The sequence below is a fragment of the Streptomyces venezuelae genome (assembly GCF_008642315.1).
Lineage (GTDB): Bacteria > Actinomycetota > Actinomycetes > Streptomycetales > Streptomycetaceae > Streptomyces > Streptomyces venezuelae_D.
In genome coordinates this window covers 8,836,920-8,852,471 of sequence record NZ_CP029192.1, presented here as the reverse complement: position 1 = coordinate 8,852,471, position 15,552 = coordinate 8,836,920, and the positions used below count along the sequence as shown (strand labels likewise).

General features: G+C 70.2%; 13 protein-coding genes and 2 pseudogenes. 12 read left to right on the top strand and 3 right to left on the bottom strand.

Features of this window, described 5'->3' with window-relative positions; translation table 11 throughout:
* The first annotated feature begins 179 nt into the window (after positions 1 to 179).
* Positions 180 to 704 carry a hypothetical protein gene (locus DEJ48_RS39140; RefSeq protein ID WP_150220801.1) on the top strand — a complete coding sequence of 175 codons (525 nt, stop codon included), beginning with the start codon at positions 180 to 182 and terminating at the stop codon, positions 702 to 704.
* Here DEJ48_RS39140 and DEJ48_RS40035 read toward each other — a convergent pair.
* The 3 genes and pseudogenes from DEJ48_RS40035 to DEJ48_RS39130 form a co-directional block, all read right to left on the bottom strand.
* Positions 663 to 1,262 (bottom strand): hypothetical protein, encoded by a 600-nt coding sequence (locus tag DEJ48_RS40035; protein ID WP_190538133.1) that lies wholly within the window; start codon positions 1,260 to 1,262, stop codon positions 663 to 665. The two genes, DEJ48_RS39140 and DEJ48_RS40035, sit on opposite strands and share 42 nt — an antisense overlap.
* A gap of 105 nt (positions 1,263 to 1,367) precedes the next feature.
* Positions 1,368 to 1,478: pseudogene (locus DEJ48_RS39135) on the bottom strand (IS5/IS1182 family transposase); the annotation flags it as partial.
* Between the two features lie 39 nt (positions 1,479 to 1,517).
* Positions 1,518 to 2,252 carry a hypothetical protein gene (locus DEJ48_RS39130; RefSeq protein ID WP_150220800.1) on the bottom strand — a complete coding sequence of 245 codons (735 nt, stop codon included), beginning with the start codon at positions 2,250 to 2,252 and terminating at the stop codon, positions 1,518 to 1,520.
* Positions 2,253 to 3,443: 1,191 nt separating this feature from the next.
* Between DEJ48_RS39130 and DEJ48_RS39125 the strand changes: the two genes are divergently transcribed.
* From DEJ48_RS39125 to DEJ48_RS39080, 11 genes and pseudogenes are all read left to right on the top strand, one after another.
* Positions 3,444 to 4,340, top strand: a complete 897-nt coding sequence (locus DEJ48_RS39125; RefSeq protein ID WP_150220293.1) for a hypothetical protein — start codon at positions 3,444 to 3,446, stop codon at positions 4,338 to 4,340.
* Positions 4,341 to 4,578: 238 nt separating this feature from the next.
* Positions 4,579 to 5,094: a hypothetical protein gene (locus DEJ48_RS39120; RefSeq protein WP_150220799.1), complete on the top strand. Its 516-nt coding sequence runs from the start codon at positions 4,579 to 4,581 to the stop codon at positions 5,092 to 5,094.
* Positions 5,095 to 5,857: 763 nt separating this feature from the next.
* Positions 5,858 to 6,055: pseudogene (locus DEJ48_RS39115) on the top strand (ATP/GTP-binding protein); the annotation flags it as partial.
* 566 nt (positions 6,056 to 6,621) lie between these two features.
* On the top strand, positions 6,622 to 7,611 hold the full coding sequence (locus DEJ48_RS39110) for a tetratricopeptide repeat protein (protein WP_190537880.1): 990 nt from the start codon (positions 6,622 to 6,624) through the stop codon (positions 7,609 to 7,611).
* Between the two features lie 936 nt (positions 7,612 to 8,547).
* A complete protein-coding gene (locus tag DEJ48_RS39105) occupies positions 8,548 to 9,264 on the top strand; it encodes an XRE family transcriptional regulator (protein ID WP_223832394.1) in 717 nt (238 codons plus the stop codon).
* Between the two features lie 52 nt (positions 9,265 to 9,316).
* Positions 9,317 to 10,471 carry a M20 family metallopeptidase gene (locus DEJ48_RS39100; protein WP_150220796.1) on the top strand — a complete coding sequence of 385 codons (1,155 nt, stop codon included), beginning with the start codon at positions 9,317 to 9,319 and terminating at the stop codon, positions 10,469 to 10,471.
* A gap of 131 nt (positions 10,472 to 10,602) precedes the next feature.
* Positions 10,603 to 10,770, top strand: coding sequence for a hypothetical protein (locus DEJ48_RS40030; RefSeq protein ID WP_190537878.1), 168 nt, complete (start codon positions 10,603 to 10,605; stop codon positions 10,768 to 10,770).
* Positions 10,771 to 10,943: 173 nt separating this feature from the next.
* On the top strand, positions 10,944 to 12,614 hold the full coding sequence (locus DEJ48_RS39095; protein WP_190537875.1) for an asparagine synthase-related protein: 1,671 nt from the start codon (positions 10,944 to 10,946) through the stop codon (positions 12,612 to 12,614).
* Positions 12,608 to 12,907 (top strand): PqqD family protein, encoded by a 300-nt coding sequence (locus tag DEJ48_RS39090; protein ID WP_150220794.1) that lies wholly within the window; start codon positions 12,608 to 12,610, stop codon positions 12,905 to 12,907. Before DEJ48_RS39095 ends, DEJ48_RS39090 begins: the two co-directional genes overlap by 7 nt.
* Positions 12,904 to 13,320: a lasso peptide biosynthesis protein gene (locus DEJ48_RS39085; RefSeq protein WP_150220793.1), complete on the top strand. Its 417-nt coding sequence runs from the start codon at positions 12,904 to 12,906 to the stop codon at positions 13,318 to 13,320. Before DEJ48_RS39090 ends, DEJ48_RS39085 begins: the two co-directional genes overlap by 4 nt.
* Before the next feature lie 241 nt (positions 13,321 to 13,561).
* Complete coding sequence (locus DEJ48_RS39080; protein WP_223832393.1) at positions 13,562 to 15,400, top strand: ATP-binding cassette domain-containing protein; 1,839 nt, start codon at positions 13,562 to 13,564, stop codon at positions 15,398 to 15,400.
* The last annotated feature ends 152 nt before the right edge of the window (positions 15,401 to 15,552 follow it).

Sequence of the window (15,552 nt, the reverse complement as noted above, 5' to 3'; positions counted from 1 at the left end):
CTCTCCTGAGCGCTTTCACGCGTTCACCTGGCCCTCGCCGACGCCGGAGCTCCAGAGGGGGTAAGGCCGGCGGTGACGGCGTCGAGGTCCTGCCGGAGGAAGCTAGCGAAGCCCTGCATTGGCTTCGGAGCGTCCTGCTCGGCCTGGCGGATCCACTCCAGCAGCAGGTAGCCGCGCCGGTGGCGGACCAGATCGGCAAAGGCCCCAGCGAGGTCGCAGGCTCGGCTACTTCAGGGCCAGCCCTACTCCCCCGTGGCCACCCGGCAGCGACACGGTGGCAGGCCGGCGCCGAGATCCGCTGCACCAAGATCTCTACCAGCACGCCGGGATGCACCTTCCACAAGTACATCCCGACATGGGTGATGAACTTCAACAAGACGCTGCCTGCTGTCGAGCACGCCTGGCTGATTCAGGCCAAACTGCCCACGCCCCCCGGCAGCAAGGCCGCCAACAAGCCACTGTTCTTCCTGCCCGCCAAGGTAAAGAATCAGCACCAGCGCGACCCCGACGACAGCCGCAAGGTGATCTGCCCGAATGGCTGGGCTGCCACCTACGGCAACGCTTGGTGCCGCCACCGCTGGACGCTGCGCCGTAGGGGCCCCAGTCTCCAGCGATCTGTTCCGGTGCCGTCGTCGTCCCAGAGGATCGGACGCCTGTCAGGGTTACTCGTATATCCGGGCGGCCGAGAGTTGAAGGGCGACTGACTGCCAGGTGACCGGTTCGAGTCGGGTGTGGAACGGTGTGTCGGCCAGCCAGGCGGCCCAGGATTCGAGCATCTGGGCGAGGGTGCCGGATGCCCAGCTGCCGCCATCGCCGGCCCACTCTCCGTGGTCGGCCCTCGCCTGCGTTCTCCGCTGGTCGCGGGCGAAGTCGACGGCGAGCGCCGCGGTGTACAGGCGCAGGCCGTGGGCGCTGTCCACCTCCTCCCAGTCGGTGACCGAGTCGGCGGGAGCGCGGTCGGGCCCGGGCGGGGCAGTGCGGAGAGTGTCCACTTGGAAGGCCAGGCCCTGCCAACCGGGCCTGCCGGGAGCCTCTTCGTGCAGCGGGTCCCGGCCGTCGATCCGGCTCTCCAGAAGCCGGACCCAGGCCCACAGAAGGCCGTCGACGGACCGGTTGGTCCAGCACTGTGCCGCGGGGGTGTGGGTGTCTTGTCCGTCGTCGCACGCGGTCTCGCAGTCGACCGACAGCTGTTGCAGGTAGGTGGTGAAGTCCTGGCGGGACTTCACTTGCTGCCAGGATGCGATGTTTCTGGGTGCGAGCACTTCGGAAGGGTATGAGCCCTGCCCACCAGTGTCGATCGATTTGTCGGCAGGCGCGTACCCCTTCCAGGACTTGCCAGGGCCACACAGAGGAGTACGCAGACAGGGGTCGGCGTCCTCGCGCCGGAGCGCGGTGAGCAGCTTGTCGAGTTGCCTCGGGCTCAGCCCGCTGAACGGAAGTACGCACTCGGGATCCGAAGCCGTGATGACGCCAGCCATTTCAAGATCATCGCAAGCGGCCGGGACGCCTCGCACTGTTCAGTACGTTTCCAGGGCGGGAGGAAGGTTCGCGGTCGTGTGGGCTTCCGCAATGTCGAACACACTGGCGCATGCCGGACACTCCGCGCGGCCAAAGATGTGCCTGATCCCCTCGGCGAGCTGCTGCTGCCCGTCCCGGCCGGCTGTGGCGTGCATCCATCGGCCCGGGTCGCGAAGCTCCTCGGCCGGGGCAGGCCGCAGCGACCGCCGCGCGATGTCGCCCTGATCCCAGTCTCGAATGGCCGCGTAGCAGCCGTGGTCACCGACGGCGATGGTCACCGCCGCTTCGCAGCCGGGGCAGGACGCGGCGTAGAAGTCGTCGGTGAAGTCCCCCAAGGAGTCGCTCCAGTGGTACTGCCCCGCAAGGGCGAGCAGGTCACCGAAGAGCCGGTTGTAGTCGGCCGGACGCATCCGAAGCCTCTGGTCCACGAGTTCCCGCAACCGGGCGACCTCGTTCGGACAGCCCGCGAGCAGAGCTTCACCGTCGGGGTGCCGCAACGTGCCACGCACGATGGCGCAGGCCAGTTCGAGCGCCTGGGCGCACGCGGGAGCTAGAGCTGCCAAGCGCGGGAGAGCGGCGAAGCTCGCCGCGGAGACCGTCTCACCGTGGAGGCAGAGACGGTCCCACAGCTCGTCCCACGCCTCCGGAACTTCTTCACGCTCTACCTGATCCAGGAGCAGTGGCACTCGCCCAACCGCCCCGTGAGCATCGACCACCTGCGTCCAGTCCGTCACGAGGGCATTCAACTGTTCCCACCGCCTCGCTGCCAACTGCAGGACGACAGGGCCACGAGCTCCCGAGCCATTGCCGGACAGCCCGTAACCTCGCACGTCGGTCCAGATCAATGCTCTTGGGAAATCGGTGATATGCCGGTGGCCCGCCACTCGTCACCGTCGCCCATGATCGCGATCCACGGGGCGGGGATGCCAGGGCGTGTTCGCTCTCGCCGCCACCCAATACGGGCACCGACGAAACGCGAGCGCTGCAACGACGAAACTCAGTACGGTCACAGCAGGAAGTACAACGAGGGGGCTGATGGTCACCTCGCCGGTGCCCGAGGAGTGTCGAATACCTTCGCCGGAGTAACAGCGGGAAGCTGAGCAGTCATGGCTGCATCATCCTCGACGCCGGCCGTCCCGCCGAAAGGCTGGTCGACGCAGGGTGTTCGCTGCCCGTCCGGGTGCCGCGAGCGCGGGGCGAAGGGTTCGCATCGGGCGATGCGCTGCTGTGCCACGACTGTTGTCGGACCCCCCTCATAGCATCCGCTCGTGAACCTCGATCCCTTCTGTGCCGCGGAGTTTCCCTGCCACCCGGCCGACCTTGCGGGCGAACTTCCTGCCGTCGTCCTGAGCCGCCTCCTGGGCATCACGGTCCAGACCGCGGCCCACTGGACACGACGCTCCGGGCTCCCCGAGCCACCTACGCAGCCGACTTCTCCCGCCGCTGACCCGATATGCCTGGCGCCCGCTCCAGGGGCAGCAGTGCCGCGCCCTGTCCAAAGCATGGCTTATGAGTCCATAAATTGATGCAAGGTAGTGGAAACTTTGACAACCGCGAAAGATTAGGGGACTCCATCCCAAAGCGACAGATTTGATTTTCTCTTGAAGTACATGCGTATGGCAGCCCTGGCTGCCGTCTCGATGGCCACCCCGACGCTCTTGGCCGCTGCACCCGCGGCGGCGGCAGAGGTCAGCCCGCCGGCCCTCTCCATACCGGAGCCCGCTCCGGAGCCCGGGAGCCCGGAGCTCCCGACAGGGCAAGGAGAGCCGTCAGTCGGTGATCCGGCCAGCTCCGCTGCTGCGGCATCCGAGGCAAGAACCAGCCCGACGGCGCCCCCGGCCGGAGATCCTGCCGAGCCGACGCCGGGCGCTGCCGAGTCGGTACCGACCGGCGCCCCCACCACGCAGCCCGAAGCCCCTGGCACCGTGGACACGGCCGCAGGAGAGGAGACGGGCAGCGGAACCCGGCCGTCCTCCCCCACCACCACCCCGAACGGCACCATCGAGCCGACCGGGACCGCCGAGTCCGTCACCTCGGCCCAGCCTGCCGCCGGGCCGGCCCGGGAATCCGAAGAAGGCCCGGCCGGTGCGGCGGAGTTGGACGAGTCGGCACTGAGCACTACGCTGCACGGCCTGCCCAGCAAGGTCGTGCCCGGCTCCGGCTGGAAGAATTTCACCTTCCGCGCCATCAATTCCTCTGCCAAGGCGATCAAGACGGTCGACGTCTACGCTCTGCTGGCGGCCTTCGGCCACAATAATCGCGACAGGTGGCACCTGCTGACCCTGCAGTGGTACGACGAGGACGCATGTGTCTGGAAGACGGTCGACCCCAACATCGGCCACCTCACCACGCTCGCCGGGTTGGCGCCCGGTGAGCACACCGACATCAAGTTGCGAATGAAGGTCGGCGTCGGCACGCCGGTAGGCGTCGGCTACGCCTCGGCGCTCGGCGGATACCTCGACGAGGACGACACCCTCATCATGTCGGATGCGATGCCCTACGACTTCGACATCGTGGTCGAGAAGAGCGAGCCGCCGGCCACGGGCGAGCTCGGCAGCAAGCCGCAGGACCCCGGCAACAAGCCCGCTTCGCAGGGCGACTTGCCACAGGTTTCGGCCACCGACACGGGAGGCACCGTCGGCCGGGCCGACTCGGGTGCCACCTTGACCGAGACCGGCAGCGACGCCGACTCGGGCGCCACGTTGGCCGCGACCGGCAGCACCGCCGGCTCCGGCTGGATGCTCGGGGCTGGCGGTGCCTCGATCACCCTGGGCGCGGCGCTGGCCGCCGCCGCCCACAGCCGTCGCCGTCACACCGCCTGAGCGACGGCCGACGTGGGCGGGCCACCGGGAGGAAACGGCTCGCGGCCGGAGCCTCCCGGCGGCGGACCTTGGACGGGCCCTGGCCCTCGGATGGCCGACGCACCGTGCCTGAGGGCGGCATTGGTTGCTGGTACGGCGGTTGGGGGTGTGGCCCAGCACGGCCCGGCTCGTACTACCACCGAGCAGGACACGGAAGGCCGGATCGTGAAGCAGGAATCTTGGATGAAGGATTGAGTGAATGTTCGACCGGTGGGGTGTGTGGGATGTGCTTCCGGACAGCGGGCGGCGGCGATGGTTGCTGGAACCGTTCGAGGGGGTGGGTCCGCTGCGTTTCGGGATGCGGCCAGAGGAGGTCACCGCAGCGCTGGGTGCCCTCGTACGGAACCCCCAGCGCCACACGCGTGCGGCTCTCTCGCGAGATCGGTACAGCACGGTCAAGGGAGAGTGCTGGGGGCTGGGGCTGACGTTCTACTACGGTCGGGAGGAGCGGCTGCGCGGGATATCGGTCGACGCCTTGAAGGGCCCTCAGGTCTACGCGGACTGCGTCGCGCTGGTCGGCCGGACGCCCTCGGAACTCGAGCAGTGGATTGTCGACCGTGCCGGGATCCGCGAGCCCTTCTCCGAGCTGTTTTATGCGAACCTCGGTGAACCCGGATCACGGAGCCTGGGCGTAGTGATCGGCGTCCAGAGATCGGGGGACCACCTGCTCACCCGACCGGTGTTCCTCCCCCGGAGGCCATGGACGCACCGGTGAGCTTCCTGCCTCCTGAGGCGTGGACAACCCACTGACCAGAACCCATCCCTGCCCCCTGCCGAGGTGCCGACGCAGCTGTGAGACAGAGGCGTGACCGGGGCGGTGGATGCGCCTGCCGATTGCGAGGAAGACCAGGGCAACGTCCACCACTGACCGACGCTGCCTCGGTGGGCAGCGGGTCAGCACCTCGTCCGGGTGAGGAAGCGCTTGCCTCACCTCGCCGGCAGAATCTTGCAGGCACGCTACGAAGGCTCCTCTCACCCTGTCTTCTTGCGAACGGAGACCCGTGCGTCCTCGCTCTCGCCACGTTGCCACGCCCCGAAACTCACTGGGATGCGCAGGGAACCCTGGGCACGATCTGCGGCGGCCCCGGAAGCACAGCGTCCCGCTGGTGATGGCGACGCTGCTTGCCCTGTCCTTGGTCACTGCGCCTGCCTCAGCGGCTTCGGCGGCTCCGGCGGCGTGCATGAACGGCCAGAAGGATTCACGGGGCCGGTCGTCAGCGGACAGCGGTGAGATCGCGTGGGAGGACGAGTCCGTGTTCGACGATGCACGCCGTCACGCCCATCGGGTGTGGTCGCAACGGGGCCTCGATCGGGTGACGTTCCCCGCCGATGACGGCGGACGGATCGCTGACCTGGAATGGTCGGATGTGATCGCTACCCGTCCGCCGTGGAAGGGCGTCCTGGGGCGCTGGAAGGGGATGTGCGGCACCGACCTGCTGAAGCTCAACAAGGCGTATCTCGGGCCGGGGAAGCGGTACGTCGCCATGGACGTCGGACGCATCACGCTGCCCGTGAAGAGAGCAGAGCTCGACTACGACGTGCAGGTGATGCTCTTCGGCACGCCAGGACAGGACCGCTTCTGGTTCATGTGGGACGACCTGACCCGCGGCGCGCTGGGCGCGATCGTCCTGACCGACACCCGACGGCTCAAGGACTGCTTCGCCGCCGTGGAGTACATGGTGAGCACCTGGCGGCACCAGGGCCGCTCGCGCCGCTCCCTATGGCGCCCCTGCACCGGAGGCGCACCCAGGGCGCCGCACATCCCCGGAGGCCGACCACGGCGCCCACCGGCGGCGGGCGCGCCTGGAACAGGCCGCCCGAGCACACCCCGCCCCATGCACGACGGAAAGAGACCGAGGGGCACTGTCCGCCCGTGACTTTCACCGAGACCTTTGCAGCACTGCCCCCGGAGACGGCTCGGGTATGCCGGCTCCTCGCAGCCCTGCCCCCCCCCTCCCAGTGGACCGTCAACGCGGCAGCCGCCGTGTGCAATCGTGCCCCCCCACCAGACAGCTGAGCAGCTGACAAGGCTCTGCAACGCCGGTCTGCTGCAGAGGCACGAACCGGGTTCGGGACACGACGCCTACTACGCGTTCCACAGCAACGTGCGCGGCCTCGCCCGACTCTGCGCAGAAAGCCAGGAATCACAGCAGGCGCGCGATGAAGCCCTCCTGGGATGGCTGGAATGGATGCTGACCACGGTCACCAGCGCAGAGCGACTGCTCACGCCCTGGCGCCAGCGATGGGCCTGCAACCTGCACGCAACCACCGCCCCCCCCCCGGCTTCAGCACCGAGGACGGCGCCTGGACCTGGCTCTCAACGCACCTGGGCGCCCTCGAAGCCGCAGTCACCGCCGCCCAGGAGCGCCGCCTGCTCCTTCTGATCCCGCAGCTCGTCCACCCCGCCTGGCCGGCGCTGTACCGGCTGCGGCCCCTTGAACTGTGGCTGGACCTGCACACCCGCGCCGTGGCAGCCGCATCTTCATGCGGCCAACCCGAAGAGGAACGCGCGCTGCTCACCTGCGGGGCCATCGCGCTGCGCGGTCTGGGCGAGACGGGCGTGGCCGTCCGCTGGGTCCGCATCGCCCTGGAGAGCGCCACCCTCGACGAGGACCAGCACAGCCGCGCAGAGGCCCTCTACCAGCTCGCGCTGTGCCATGCCGCGAACGGCGAGACGACGTTGGCGATCGAGCTGATGACCCTGGTACTGGACCTCAGGGAGACCGCACCGCTCGCCGACACCCACGCATCCGCTCTGTGCCGCCTGGCGCTGGGAGAGATCCACTTGGCCTCCGGCCAGCCGGAGCCCGCGCGCGGGTACCTTACGCGTGCGGCCCGGGAGCTGTCCGAAGCGGGCGACCGGTTCAGCCTCGGTCGCGCCCTGGCCCTGACCGGCCAGATTCATGCGCAGCAAGGCCAGCACGACGCAGCGGAAGGGTTCCTGCGCCCGGCGCTGGAAGCGCTCGAGGCAACGGGAGCTGCCGCCCACCTGGCCGGCGTCCAGGAGTCTCTGGGCGAGGCAACCCTGCGGCAAGGACGCCTACGGGAAGCTCGGCGCCTCTTCGAGGTTGCACGAGTCCGCTATCGGCACACGGACGCCCGGGCCGCCGGCCGGATGGCACCGCGCATCCGCGCGCTCCGCCCGCCCGCCATGCCGATCGGGCCCGCTCCCGACGTCCCCAACCTGGGGGGCTTCGCGTCGAGTTCCGGGACGGCGGCTGATCGGGGATGAGGAACCTGAATACTCCCAGTGACGGCTCGGACCTCGCCAGGCCGTCGGCCCCACGCCTGACTCTGGTGAGGGCTGCCCCGGCTGCAACGCGCGCCGCCGAATGGCGCCGGTCGAGTACCGTGCGCCAGGATTTGATGTGGTCCCTCCGCACTGACGCGCCCGCGCCCATCCCGGTCGGGCTGTACGTCCTGGTCCGAACAGGGGGCGATGTGGGCGGTCGGCGCGCGGTGGCACGTGCGCACGCCGAGCGCCAGGGCCTGGCCGTCGTTGACACCTACAGCGACGACGCCTGGAAGATGACCCTGCCGACCGGGCCGCCCTCAGCCAGGCCTTCGCGGCACTGCAGCGCAGGAAGATCCACGGTCTCGTCTGCATGTCCCCGGTCGACATCTCCGACAGCACCACGGTGTACGAGCAGTACCTGAAGCAGCTGTCTGGCGCGAGCGGGTTCCTGGACCTGGCGTACGACGAAACCCACCTGTGACCCCCTAGACCGCTGGTTCCTGCCGGGATGTCGATGGGGCCGGCAGAAACCAGCGCACCACCAGCGGTGTGGTGGGGAACCGTGGAGGGCGCCGAACCACACCGCCGCACCGCGCGCTGCTCGGTCGAATGCCTCCGAGCAGCGCGCGGAGGCACCTTGCCCGTGCAGGGATGCCCACCCCGGGTGCCGCGTCTTCGGGCGTGTGGGCGCGGCGCCCGGGCCCAACGGCCTGGCGGGTCGGGCCCCGGGAGCTGTTCCACCCGGGCGTCTTCCTACGGATGCACCCACGCTTCACCTCGCACCCTGGACGGGACGGAACGTGCGGGGAGCTGCTGAATTGCCTGTGTATGGGGAAGAATTCGAATGCATCGATGGATGTTGAGGGGGCGATGTTCGTGGTCGCGGTCAGCACGGGTGACTCGGCACTCAAGCGAGCCAGGGGCGCGCGGAACATGACGCTGGAGGAGGCCGCCGACGGGCTGAACGTGATCACCGGCGGTGCGACGGACGCCAGTTTGATGAGCGCTTGGGAGTCGGGGCGCCGCCGTACGGGCAAGCGGAACCGCGCGGGCCTGTGCCAGCTGTACCGCGAGCGTCCGGAGGTGCTGTTCGCGCATCAGGACGGGGAGGCCACCAGCGTGCTGGAGACCTCCGGCACGGCGGTGGTGGTCAAAGTCCTCACCCGCTGGACGGACTTGGTCGAGGCCATGGTCGACGTCGTTGCGGGAGCGCGGGAGCAGCTCGTGGTCACCGGCAGCCGGTCGCGGGAGAAGGCCTATCTCGCGGCGATCGAGACTGCCGTGGCCCAGCGCCCTGACCTCGTGCACTACCGCGTGCTCTACGGTCCTCCGCGGCATCGGGCCCTCGCCGACCATCTGGTGCGGCTGTTGGAGCTGCGTGATCCGGCGGCGCGTCGTAACGGCATCAAGACGCTGCACGTCGGAATGGTGGAGCCCGCCGCGGCCCTGGAGCGCTTCTTCGTGGCGTCTGAGATGTCCGCGGTGGTGCCGCTGCCGTCCTTTCACGGGGCGGAGGGGTTCGACTGCGGCGTCTTACTCAGTCGGGAGGCGGCGGTGGGGTTGGTCCACCATGGGCGGGAGGCGTGCGCGTCCGCACGGCCGGTGGAGACGATCGAGGCCGTCCGTGCGCTGCCGGTTCGGCACAACTGATGTGGTGGGGAGAGCCGTGAGCGGGAATGTTCGGCAGGCGGCCGATGACCGTATGGCATCTGTGGTGGCACTCGCCCAAGAGCTGGTCAGGCGGCCGAGCAGGGGCGGGATCGACGATTACGGGCCGGTGCTGGGTGTTCTGGAGGACTGGCTTGCCGCGCGAGGTCTGGCCCGACGTCATCTGCGCGATGGTGCGGGCGAGTTGGTGGGGCTGCTGGTGCAGGTTCCTGGTGGCCGGCCGGGCTCGTGGTGGACGCTGGACGCCTGCGTGGACACCGCCACGTACGGGGATGAGCAGGCGTGGTCCTTCCCTCCCGATTCCGGTGACATCGTGGACGGCTGGCTGCGGGGCCGTGGGGCCGCAGATTCCAAGCTCGCCGCGGCGATGTTCTGCCACATCGCCGCCGACCTCGCGCCCCGCGCCGAGAACCTGCGGGGCGGACTCGCAGTGCTGTTGGACGTGGATGAGCACACCGGCGGTTTCGGCGGCGCCCGCGCGTACCTCGCCGACCCGCAGATTCCCCGCCCCGCTGGGGTGATGATCGGATACCCGGGCATGGAGGAGGTCGTGGTCGGAGGGCGGGGCCTGTGGCGGGCCTCCATCGTCGTGCACGCCCCCTCCGGCCACTCCGGATCCAGCAAGAAGGTGGTGGGAGCGATCTCCCGTGCCGCCTGCCTCGTCCGGCTCCTGGACGCTGCCCCGCTTCCCGGCGCAGCGGGGGCTCCGGGTTTCCCGCTGCCACCGAAGCTGTCCGTCACCGCCTTCCACGGCGGCCAGGACTTCTCCGTCACCCCTGACCGGTGCGACCTGAATGTCGATATCCGCACCACTCCCACCTTCGACGGCCACGATGCCGAGACACTGGTCCGCAAGGCCGTCGCCGAGCTGGACGCGGAGCTGCCCACTCCAACGCCCACGGAGATCACCCCGGTCGCCACGTGGCCCCCCTTCCGCCTCGCCGAGGACGAGCAGCCCGCCGCTGCCCTGCTGAACGCGGCCGCGCAGGCGGGGCTCGCAGTGAATCCGAAGACCGCGGGGCCCTCCAACATCGGCAACCTGCTCGCCGGGCACGGCATCCCGGCCACGGCCGGCTTCGGTGTGCCCTACGTAGGGCTGCACGGCATCGACGAGCGCGCCCACCTGGCCGAGCTCCCCACGGTGTACCGCGTCTACCAGCGGGCTGTGCTCAATCTCCTGCAGGGCTGACGTACGTCCCAGATTTCTCCCAGATCCGCTCCCACCAACTACCCAACTCCGTCTCTGGGAGGGGGGCTTGTTTCGCGGTGACATGGAGGCAGCAACACCTCCGCATCCACCGATGACAAGGGAGGCCGGTCATGGCCGAGCAGACCGTCACCGCCACCAAGCCCACCGCCACCGCAAGCCCCGCCGGGGCGCCGAGGACCGGCGGCTTCATGCCGCAGGTCAGCACCCACCCGGTCGGCACTCTGACGCTGGGCAGCCAGAAGGAGAACGACTCCGACAAGGAGTGGTACTTCGAGTGACCTGACCCAGCAGGGCGGTTCATCGCGGGGCCCGCAGCAGCGGGCCCCGCGCTCATGAGTGGGAGTCTGGGGAGGCTGGGATGGCGACACAATGGATGGTCTGCGCTACCGGGGCACCACCAAGGGGGATCCCGGTCACGGGCCTTGAGGGCGTATGGCACGGTGGCAGCGGGATGCGGCAGGTGACCGACGGCCGGGTGCGCCTTGCCGTGCTGGGCGACTGCGGGGCCAGCAGTCAGGACCTGCAGCGGGCCCTTGCCGCTGTACGGGCGGGCCGGTGGTGGGAGCTGACTCGGTGGCCGGGGGCGTACTGGGTGGTGGCCGAGAGCGGCGGGCACCGGTTCGTGTGCGGGGACCTGGCCGGGTTGCGGCCGGTCTACTACACCCTGCGCGGTGCGCCGGGTGCGCCGGGTGGGCCGGTGCGGTGGGCGACGGACGCGGCTCTGCTGGGATACCCGCTGGTGGCGGATCTGCCGTATCTGGTGGCCCACCTCGTGGTGGGCGGACACCACTGGCCCCACCGCACGGCCTTTGAGGAAATCCGTGCGGTGCCCGGCGGCTTCGGGCTGCTGCTGGAGCCGTCAGCACCGCCCCGACTCATCGAGGTGAGCCGTGTCGAGCCGGTGGACGAACTGCGCGAGGGTGCCGCCCGGTTCGGCCAGGCCCTCACCGACGCCGTCCAGCACCGTGTGCGCCATGCTGGCGCGAGCGTGAGCGCCGATCTGTCGGGCGGCCTGGACTCGTCCACCGCCGTGCTGCTGGCCGCCGCGGCGGGCGACGTCCACGCGGTGACCTACACCGACGGCTACACCAGCGCCGAGGACTCATCCTTCGCCGCCCGCGTCGCCGCCCACGCATACATCCGGCACACCAGCACCGAAGGCGAGCCCCGGCAGCTGCCGTTCACCTTCCCACCGCGGGCAGAGGCCGGGGGCGAGCCGGTGTTCGCCCTGGCCAACTGGGCCATGGACGCCGCGTATCTGGCTCCGGTGGCAGCTTTGCCCGCGCATGTGACAGGGCACGGCGGGGACACGGTGCTGGATGCCTCCAGCGCCTGCTGGGTCCGCCTGCTGCAAGAGGGCCGCCGTCGTGAGGCCCACCGCCAGGTCGTGGCCTTCGCCCGGCTGCGCAACACCGCTCCGGGCCCCTACTGGAAGACCCTGAAGCAGGCCGCCGAGCTCGGCAGAACCGGCGCCCTCGAACGGGCTGGCGCCGTCCTGGAACGCGGCCCGCTCCCGGCCCAGGGCGCCCCGGCCGGATGGGCCTGGTGCCGCCTGGGAGTGTCGGCGACCTGGCTGACGGAACAAGGCCGCCTGCAGGTCGCGGCCCTGCTGCGGCAGGCCGCCCGCGACCAGCCGTCCGAGCACGCCGACACCTTCGACGAGTGGGCCGCCCTGCGCGCGATGGGCGCCTCCGCTCGCGGCTGGGCCCCCTATGCCCAAACGCTCGGCATCACACCGGTGTACCCGTACCTGGACAACGAGGTCGTCAGGGCCGCGTTCGCCGTCCCGGCCCTGGCCCGACGCGGACTCACGGCCTACAAGCCGCTGCTGCGGGCCGCGCTGCCCCAGCTTCCCGACTGGCTGACCTCGCGTCGCTCCAAGGGGTCCTTCACCGCCCAGCGCATCGCCGGACTCGCCCGCCACTACAGCCAGCTCGAGGAGCTGATCACGTCAAGTCCGCTCGCGGCCGACGGACTGATCGACCCCGACGCCGTCCGGGACGCGCTCGGCCAGGCGGCCCGGGGCCAGAACGCGACAGCAATCGCCCACCTGCACCAACTCGCCGTCACCTGCTGGTGGCTGACCGGCCAGATGCCCCGGCGGGAGGTGGCGGCATGCTGAGCCCGGCTCCTCACATCCATCACGCCACCGGTGCCCACGGCACGGCCGTCCTCGACGTCAGGCGCGGGGCATGGCTGATGCTCGACCAGGACGCCTCGAAGATCTGGCACGCCCTCACCGTGAGGGGCGGCACGGCCGGCCTCGCTGACGAGCTCGCCGTCCCCACCGGCCAGGGCCCGCAGGCCATCGAGGACGAGATCGCGCAGTTCGTGGACGGCCTCACCGCCTCCGGTGTGCTCATCGACACCAATCAACCACCTCAGCAGACTCAGCACAGGTGGTGGCGGCGATGACGGCCATGGTCCCCACGGCCCGGCCCACCGAGCCCAGGCGCGACCGCCTGGTAGCTGCGGTCTCGCTCGCCCTGTCCCTGGCGATGAGCCGATGGCCGCTGCGCTGGCAGATCGCGGCCGTGCAACTGGTGCGCGGCCTCCCCCACGCGCGCCTGGCCCGCCTCGACGCTCTCTATGCGGCGGTGTTGGCGGTGATCCCGCGCTGGTGGCCGGGCCGGATCGCCTGTATGGAGATCAGCCGCGCCACCGTCATCGCGACCGCCCTTACCGGCCGACGCGCCCGCTGGGTGCTCGGCGCCCGCTTCCTGCCCCACGCCGCGCACGCGTGGGCCGAGGTTCCCGAGGGCGCGGTCGGCCGGGACATCGGAGATGCCGTCGACCGGCCGTGGATGGCGGTGCTTGCCGTGCCGTAGCGGCACATGGTCCGCCGTGGTCCGAGGCTGACCGGGCCGAGCCTCCCGACCCCAGACCACAGCCTCACTCGAAAGAGTGAAGTATCGGGAGCGCCGCTGACGCGAGGAGGCGGCTACCAGCAATGCGGTGAGATGCGCGGAACAATTCCGTTGCCCGACCGTCGAGTTCAACGCCTTCATAGGGCGCGTGAGCGTTTCCGTGTCTCCCCCGCCAACCGCGGCAGCGAGCCAGCCGCCCGTGATGAGCCTGGCCTCCGACCGGCACTTCGAGGCGGGCGTCAACCTGTCCACGGCCGCGATCGCGCGCCGTCTGCCCCGCGCCCTCGCCCAAGCAGCGCGGTTGGGCTGGCAAACCGACCACCGAGCCGTCCTGGCCCTGCTGGCCTGCCAGATCGGCGCCGCCGTGCTCACCGCTGCCGCGCTTGCGGCCACCACCCGCGTGCTGGCCGCCGTCTTCGCGGGCGGCGACATCGCCGCCGGTCTGCGCGAGGAGGTCACCGCCCTGGTGGTCCTGGTTCTGGCTGCCTGCGGCCGCTATCTGCTGGATGCCGCCGCCCGCGCGGCAGCGGCCCGGCTTGCGCCGAAAGCCGTACGCGAAGCCGACCTTCAGGTCATCACCGCGGCCACCACCGCCGAGCTTGCGGCCTACGAGGACCCTCACTTCGCAGACGCGCACACGGCGGCCTCCCAAGGCGCGGAGAGGACCCGCGACCTCATCCTCGACGCCCAGCTGCTGACCTCCGCCGCAGCCCACCTGGCCGCCGCGGCGACAGTCGTCACCGTCCTGCACCCAGTGATGCTGCCCCTGCTGATCTTGTCCGTCGCCCCCTGCGCATGGGGTGCGGTACGCAGCGCGCGCCTCGAGCACGCCGCCCACCACCGCAACCTGTCCGACTCCCGGCTCCGCAACGTCTTCCGCGCCTACACCACCGAGCGGAACACCGCTGACGAGGTCCGCGCGGGCACCATGGCCGACTTCCTGATCCGCCAGTACCGCATCGTCTCCCACCGTCTGGAGGCCGAGCAGCTCAAAGCCACGCGGCAGGCCCTGATCGCGCAGGGCATCGGTGACGCGCTTGCGGCCGCCGCCACCGCCGCGACCTGGGGCGTGCTCGTACTCCTCGTAGCCACAGGGCGGATGGAACTCGCGACGTCCGGGACCGCAGCTCTCGCGGTCCGCACCTCCGGTGCGGCACTGGCCACCACGGTGAGGGCCGGGGCCCGGCAATTCCGCACATCGCTGTCCCTGGATGACTGGGCACGCTTTCTGACCGTGGCCAAGCCCTGGACCACGTGCCGCGGCACCGCCCAACTCCCCGAGGACGGACCGCAGGTCATCACCGCCACGGACGTCTCCTTTACCTATCCGGGAGCCGCCCTTCCCGCACTCGACGGCGTCACCTTCGACCTCAAGCGCGGCGAAGTCATCGCCCTGGTCGGCGAGAACGGCGCCGGCAAGAGCACCCTCGCCCGCATCCTGACCGGGCTGTATCTCCCCACGCAGGGCACCGTGCGGTGGGACGGCATCGATCTCGCCGATGCCGACCCGGCCGGGGTCCTCTCCAAGGTGGCGCTCGTGCCGCAGGACTACACGCGCTGGCCACTGGCCGCCCGCGAGAACATCACCCTCGGCCAGCCCAGGCCCGAGGGTGACACCGCAGTACACGCCGCCGCCGAGGCGGCCGGCGCCGACACCGTCCTCGCCGCCTTGCCCCATGGACTGGACACCTCACTGGCCCGCTCCTGGTGGGGCGGACACGACCTGTCCGGCGGCCAGTGGCAACGCATCGCCGTGTCCCGTGCCTTCCACCGCGACGCCCCCGTCCTCGTGATGGACGAGCCGACCGCCGCGCTCGATGCCCGCGCTGAACACCTGATCTACAGCCGGCTCAGGGCCCTCGCCGCGGGCCGAGCGACCGTCTTCATCACACACCGCCTGGCCAACGCCCGCCTCGCCGACCGCATCATCGTCCTCCACCACGGCCTCATCGCCGAAACCGGAACCTTCGACGAACTCATCGACAAGGGAGCGACGTCCATCTTCTTCGACATGCTCAAGCTCCAGGAGGACCGGAACTGATCACCGCCAGCGTCCAGGCTGCCGCAAGCGACGCCACGGGATCACGAGCAGCGCTAGCGCTCCACCCGAGCAGCGATGGCTCACGCACGTGCACGCGCACGTGCTGGTTCTCGACAGCACTCATGCCACCCCGCCGGAGCTCGCTGCCCAAA

Bases quoted from the DNA above. Each gene is read 5' to 3' on its own strand.
- DEJ48_RS39120 (WP_150220799.1), top strand. From the start codon at position 4,579: ATGTTCGACCGGTGGGGTGTGTGGGATGTGCTTCCGGACAGCGGGCGG.
- DEJ48_RS39110 (WP_190537880.1), top strand. From the start codon at position 6,622: ATGGGCCTGCAACCTGCACGCAACCACCGCCCCCCCCCCGGCTTCAGC.
- DEJ48_RS39105 (WP_223832394.1), top strand. From the start codon at position 8,548: ATGACGCTGGAGGAGGCCGCCGACGGGCTGAACGTGATCACCGGCGGT.
- DEJ48_RS39100 (WP_150220796.1), top strand. From the start codon at position 9,317: ATGGCATCTGTGGTGGCACTCGCCCAAGAGCTGGTCAGGCGGCCGAGC.
- DEJ48_RS40030 (WP_190537878.1), top strand. From the start codon at position 10,603: ATGGCCGAGCAGACCGTCACCGCCACCAAGCCCACCGCCACCGCAAGC.
- DEJ48_RS39095 (WP_190537875.1), top strand. From the start codon at position 10,944: ATGCGGCAGGTGACCGACGGCCGGGTGCGCCTTGCCGTGCTGGGCGAC.
- DEJ48_RS39090 (WP_150220794.1), top strand. From the start codon at position 12,608: ATGCTGAGCCCGGCTCCTCACATCCATCACGCCACCGGTGCCCACGGC.
- DEJ48_RS39085 (WP_150220793.1), top strand. From the start codon at position 12,904: ATGACGGCCATGGTCCCCACGGCCCGGCCCACCGAGCCCAGGCGCGAC.
- DEJ48_RS39080 (WP_223832393.1), top strand. From the start codon at position 13,562: ATGAGCCTGGCCTCCGACCGGCACTTCGAGGCGGGCGTCAACCTGTCC.